The following is a 1,671-nucleotide window of genomic DNA, read 5'->3' as shown; positions in this document are numbered from 1 at the left end:
TAAAACACATTTGAGAACTCACAATCTGACTCGTTTGGTAATAGAACGAGTGCCGTATCTGCTAGATGCACTGGATATGGAGTGGTGATGGCACACCGCAATCTTGCACGTCAGCGATACTAGAAATAGACTTCGTCTTTGGTAGCAAGAATCCCACTGACGTTAGTCAGCTTGCGGCTTTAGCCGTGGGAGTGTCAATATAGTAGTCTTAGTCCTTCTAGCGATTGTATATATGTTAGTTGGGAATTATTTTTATAACTATGCGTTGAATGCGAAACAAGAAAAAGAATTTTTAGAGGATAACCCTCACTTAGTAGAAACTGTGAATGCATCAGGAGATGTGTTGGCTACAAATGAAGAAAAGGATGCCAACTTTGTATCAAATCATAAACATAATACACTACACATAAATTCTTTCGATAAGTTGGAATGGAGAAGCTGAGAAGATAGATTCAAATGCATATTGGAATACCGTATGGAAGTTCGTGGGAAGATATATTTAAGTATAATTAGATTTACATATACGATAATCAGAAGGTAATACTTTTGATTATCGTTTTTCTATTTATAAATTTATTTTAGGTTGTAGTATATAAGGCTTGAAGCATAAATTTTTGAATTCCTTAGTGCCGGTGCTACAATGATTGACAACTACATGTTAATGAGGTGTTTCTATGAAAATTGAAGTATGGTCAGATTTTGTGTGTCCATTTTGCTACATTGGGAAACGTAGATTAGAGATGGCTTTAGAGCAATTTCCACATAAGAATAATGTTGAAGTTGAGTTTAAAAGTTTTGAATTAGACCAGAATGCTCCAATCTATTCTGGAACAAGTATTAATGAGGTGCTTGCATCAAAGTATGGCATTAGTATTGAAGAAGCTCAGCGAAATAATATACAACTAGGAAATCATGCAGCTAGTATGGGCTTAAGTTTTAATTTTGATGAGATGAAGCCGACGAACACTTTTGATGCGCATCGCCTTGCGAAATTTGCAAAAGATCAAGGGAAAGAAAAAGAGATTACGGAGAATCTACTTTTTGCATATTTCACTGAATCGAAAAATTTAAGTGATGTGGATACGCTTGCTACTATCGCTGAAGCTTCAGGTTTAGATAAACAAGAAGCTTTAAAGGTTATTAATGATAAAAATGCATATGCAAATGATGTTAGAGTTGATGAAGCGATTGCTCAACAATATCAAATTTCAGGAGTACCTTATTTTATTATTAATCAAAAGTATGCTATTTCAGGTGCGCAACCATTTGAAACTTTTGTTGGTGCACTTCAGCAAGTGTGGGAAGAGGAGAATCCTGTACCTAAGTTACAAGAGCTCTCTTCAGAAGGTGGAAGTGATATGTCTTGTACGGATGAAAGCTGTTCGGTACCTTCAAAAGAACAATAGTTTTTATGATGGAAAGCAACCCATAGTGTATTATATGGGTTGCTTATATATTCTTATAGAAGAGATATGTAAATAGGATTTTAGAAAAATGAAGTTTTTTTATAAAAATGTATTGACGATTGTACCTTAGAGGTGTAATATAGAAAAAGTCGCCGATAACAACAACATCGAAAGCGACAAACGAAATAAAAAACTTAGTTGACATTGAAAGATGAAAATGTTAACATAAGGAAGTCGCAAATGAGCGACTAAGTAGTTCTTTGAA

The 1,671-nt window shown here is 34.6% G+C and carries 1 protein-coding gene and 1 pseudogene; both read left to right on the top strand.

Annotated elements, in window-relative coordinates:
- Positions 1-232 precede the first annotated feature (232 nt).
- A pseudogene (locus PDK19_RS27165) lies at positions 233-427 on the top strand (alpha/beta hydrolase); the annotation flags it as partial.
- Positions 428-674: 247 nt separating this feature from the next.
- Entirely contained in the window at positions 675-1,406 is a 732-nt protein-coding gene (locus PDK19_RS27160; protein ID WP_074615441.1) for a DsbA family oxidoreductase, read from the top strand.
- Positions 1,407-1,671: the final 265 nt, after the last annotated feature.

Source organism: Bacillus cereus group sp. BcHK124, assembly GCF_027712065.1.
GTDB lineage: Bacteria > Bacillota > Bacilli > Bacillales > Bacillaceae_G > Bacillus_A > Bacillus_A pacificus.
Note: the sequence above shows the minus strand (reverse complement) of the source record. Positions and strands in the feature narration are given on the sequence as shown.

What these genes read in the sequence shown, in the direction of transcription:
- PDK19_RS27160 (WP_074615441.1), top strand. Translation starts at nt 675, where the DNA reads ATGAAAATTGAAGTATGGTCAGATTTTGTGTGTCCATTTTGCTACATT.